Raw genomic sequence first — 3,652 nt, 5'->3', positions numbered from 1 at the left:
TTTTTAATAATTACTATTGAGCTTTTAAAAGTACTAACTCGCTGCTTTATCTTTTATATCCGCAACGTTATCTGACTTTGTTTTTTTAGCCTTGGCGGGTACTTCTTTACCACCTTTAAGTACGGCCATAAAGTCGTCTTTACTTTTTGCAATCTCCAGCGCGAGCGACTCAACCTGTTGTTCACTTAGTGGTACATCTACTTTTTCAAGCATGAGTTCTAGTGACTCGGCGATATCGAGCATTTTGTCATAGGCATCAGCTTCTTTTTTAGTAGTAAACGTCATGCGCTCGACTCCGTTTCGTTCTACAACATATTTAACAACAACAGCCATGATTTCTCCTGCTTACTTACGTGGCAATATGATTATTTTAAATCATTAGATTACTGTTTTTATATACAGTACAAGCTTGCGCGTGGTTTTGCAAGCTTTAGCCTTAGTTTATCTGCAGCTTGGTTGACAATAAAGAGTAACTCTACTTTATTTATTAAGTCACTTTATAACGCGTTGCAGTAAAGGAGTCGCAAGGAGTGATTGTTACCGTTAGTACTTAGTAACCACAACGTTATGTAAAAGTGCTGGGTGTAAATAATCAACAAATGTTCATGTGAGAACACAAAAGGAAATAGTATGAAATTAATTAAAATCATCTCATTAGCCGCTGCTTTATGTTTATTACCTATGGGGACCACCTTTGCGCAAAGCGATATGCTATCAAAGCAGGTGCAATCAGCCGTGGTTAATATTAATACTGCTGATTTAAAACAGTTAATTAAGTTACCAGGTGTTGGCAAGAAAAAAGCACAGGCAATTATCGATTATAGAGAAACCAATGGTGATTTCGCATCACTTGAAGATCTAGCTAAAGTAAAAGGGGTGGGTAAAAAAATGCTAGCCAAACTTGATGGAAAGGTGGCGTTTTAACTTAAAAGGGCGCTATGCGCCCTGATAAAACTGTTTTAAGGCAGCACCAAGGTGCTTTTTAGCAAAATTAACATCTACGGGGGCGGTTAGTAGCGGGTAGCTTAAACCAGCCACAATCAAAAAGGGCACGAGTAGCCATCCTTCAAAAAGGGTAAATATTAAAAAAAATGGGCTTAGTAGCATAAGCTTTACAATACGCATTAACACTCTGTCACTAGGAGAGAGCATACTTAACGAGATCGCAATAACGGTTTGTCTTTGACGAACTTTTAAGTGTTTAAGTTCGTCAACGTGGCTTGAAAAAAAAGTAAACATATTAAAGTGACTTTTTAGAGATTAATCGACTGGCCACTAACGCAAAAAGTGTGGCGGTAAACAATACAAAAATAACTTCCATCCATGCTGGCATACTTAAGCCTGCAAATTGCCAATCTATGTTTCCGCAATCACCGGTTGCCTCAAAAAATTGCGGTATCCAATGATGTAATGGCATAAACTCTGGAAAATTTGGCTCAAACTCACAGCTAAATGCAAATGGATCTGTGGTTGTTTGCATTTCAATGTGCTCACGAGCTATTAGTAACCCCCATACACTTGAACCCCCCCACACTGTATAAGCGACAATACGGACTACGAGGTTGTTTGGTTTACTGGCGCCAATAATACCGGCAAAAAGTAAGCCTAATACCGCGGTGCGTTGGTAAATACACATAATGCACGGTGCTAATCCCATGTTGTATTGAAAAAAGAGCGCGATGACTTCAAGCAGAAAAACAATCCCACTGAATAATAACCAAGGTGTACGTTGAGTACTTAGATTAGCAAGCCAGTTCATAACAAATCCGTATTTAAATAAGGGCTTAGATTATGACGTAGGATAAACAGCGGAGCAAGTAAAAGGGAAAAAGTGAGGAGCTATGAAATTTCCTAGCTCCTCAAAGTCGGGGAAGCTCTTAATGCCCAGAATTCGCTACAGGGATGTGGTGTTGTATTATCCCCCAGTCATAAAACAAACTGGTTATTTCACTCAAGCCAAAATAAGTCGCGCTTAACCCAACAAAGGTAAGCACAAAAGTGTAAGGTAAAGCCATATACACCATTCGACCGTAAGATAGGCGTAACACGGGAGCTAGTGTTGATGTCAGTAAGAATAAGAAAGCAGCTTGACCATTAGGGGTGGCCACGCTGGGTAAGTTTGTGCCGGTGTTTATTGCCACTGCAAGTAAATCAAATTGGTCTCGAGTTATTTGACCTGCTTTTAGAGCTGCAGCAACTTCATTTATATATACAGTGCCGACAAATACATTATCACTGACCATTGAAAGCAATCCATTAGCGATAAAAAACATCACCAATTGTAAGTGCCCTTCAAATGTTAGTACCCAAGTAATCACGGGAGTAAAGAGTTGTTGATCGATGATTACTGCAACCACACTAAAAAATACACAAAGTAGTGCAGTGAAGGGGAGGGCCTCTTCAAAGGCTTTACCGAGTTGGTGCTCTTCTATTATGCCGGCCGACGACGTGGCTAAAATAATTACCGATAAACCAATTAAGCCCACGGTTGCTAAATGTAACGCTAAGCCAGTAATTAACCAGATAGCGATAAGTGCTTGAATTGTTAGGTTAACTCTATCGCGTTTGGTACGTTTTTTATCAAGTGTTTGTGCATGGTTTTTTAAAATAGCATGAATTGTTTCTGGCAGTTTTGCCCCATAGCCAAAGGTTTTTGTTTTTTCTAATAAAAAGGTTGTTAATAAGCCCGCAAAAAGCACGGGTAAAGAAACGGGCAGCATTCTTAAAAAGAACTCACCAAATAGCCAACTTGCTCGCTCTGCAATAATTAAGTTTTGTGGTTCACCAACCATAGTGCACACGCCGCCAAGTGCGGTCCCAATCGAGGCATGCATGAGTAAATTACGTAAAAAAGCACGAAACTCTTCAAGCTCTTGACGGTTTATCTCTTTTACTTGGTTATCATCGTTAATATCGTGCTCACTAATAAAATCTTTTCCTGAGGCCACCTTGTGATAAATACTATAAAAGCCCATGGCCACCGCAATAACAACCGCCATTACAGTTAGGGCATCTAAAAAAGCTGATAAAAACGCAGCAGCTATTGCAAACGCAAGCGATAAAACGGTTTTACTTCTTACTGAAACCACTAACTTGGTAAAAATATACAGCAGCAGATCTTTCATGAAATAAATACCGGCAACCATAAAAATAAGTAATAAAAGCACATCTAGGTTTTGTGCTATTTCATGTTCAACTTGCGTGGTTGATGTCATACCAATTAATAGTGCCTCAATGGCAAGTAGACCACCAGGTTGCAGTGGGTAACACTTGAGCGCCATGGCCAGTGTAAAAATAAACTCAATAACCAGTACCCAGCCAGACAAATAAGGGTTTAATTGAAACAGCAGCGGGTTAATTATTAAAAATGCAATAATGGTGTATTTATACCATTGAGGTGCTTTACCTAAAAAATTTATAAATATTGCAGATGGGACACTCTGTTGCATGATTTTTCCCTAGGGAGGCGTTTAATAGTCTGGTTAATGTCATTAACTTAGTCCAGCCTATAGAGGGTGTAAACAACTAAATAATAATAGTCAAAGTGTCTGGTATGAATAATAGGTTGGCATTCATAGTGTGTTTAAAACCTATCGGTAAAACTAGCGAATCATACAAGTAAAGTTGCCTTTTTAATCACATGCCTACACGG

General features: G+C 39.1%; 5 protein-coding genes. 1 reads left to right on the top strand and 4 read right to left on the bottom strand.

Annotation, left to right across the window (positions count from 1 at the left end):
• Positions 1 to 33 precede the first annotated feature (33 nt).
• On the bottom strand, positions 34 to 333 hold the full coding sequence (locus tag P20311_RS12405) for a YebG family protein (protein ID WP_008113309.1): 300 nt from the start codon (positions 331 to 333) through the stop codon (positions 34 to 36).
• A gap of 297 nt (positions 334 to 630) precedes the next feature.
• Between P20311_RS12405 and P20311_RS12400 the strand changes: the two genes are divergently transcribed.
• Positions 631 to 924, top strand: coding sequence for a ComEA family DNA-binding protein (locus tag P20311_RS12400; protein ID WP_008113303.1), 294 nt, complete (start codon positions 631 to 633; stop codon positions 922 to 924).
• A 12-nt stretch (positions 925 to 936) separates the two neighbouring features.
• Here the strand turns inward: P20311_RS12400 and P20311_RS12395 are convergent, their stop codons facing one another.
• From P20311_RS12395 to nhaB, 3 genes are all read right to left on the bottom strand, one after another.
• Entirely contained in the window at positions 937 to 1,239 is a 303-nt protein-coding gene (locus P20311_RS12395) for a DUF6170 family protein (protein WP_008113302.1), read from the bottom strand.
• 1 nt (position 1,240) lies between these two features.
• Entirely contained in the window at positions 1,241 to 1,759 is a 519-nt protein-coding gene (gene dsbB, locus P20311_RS12390) for a disulfide bond formation protein DsbB (RefSeq protein WP_008113299.1), read from the bottom strand.
• Between the two features lie 118 nt (positions 1,760 to 1,877).
• Complete coding sequence (nhaB, locus tag P20311_RS12385) at positions 1,878 to 3,449, bottom strand: sodium/proton antiporter NhaB (protein WP_008113298.1); 1,572 nt, start codon at positions 3,447 to 3,449, stop codon at positions 1,878 to 1,880.
• Positions 3,450 to 3,652: the final 203 nt, after the last annotated feature.

This window comes from Pseudoalteromonas sp. BSi20311, from assembly GCF_000239875.1.
Lineage (GTDB): Bacteria > Pseudomonadota > Gammaproteobacteria > Enterobacterales > Alteromonadaceae > Pseudoalteromonas.
This window is presented reverse-complemented; position numbering and strand designations above follow the sequence as displayed.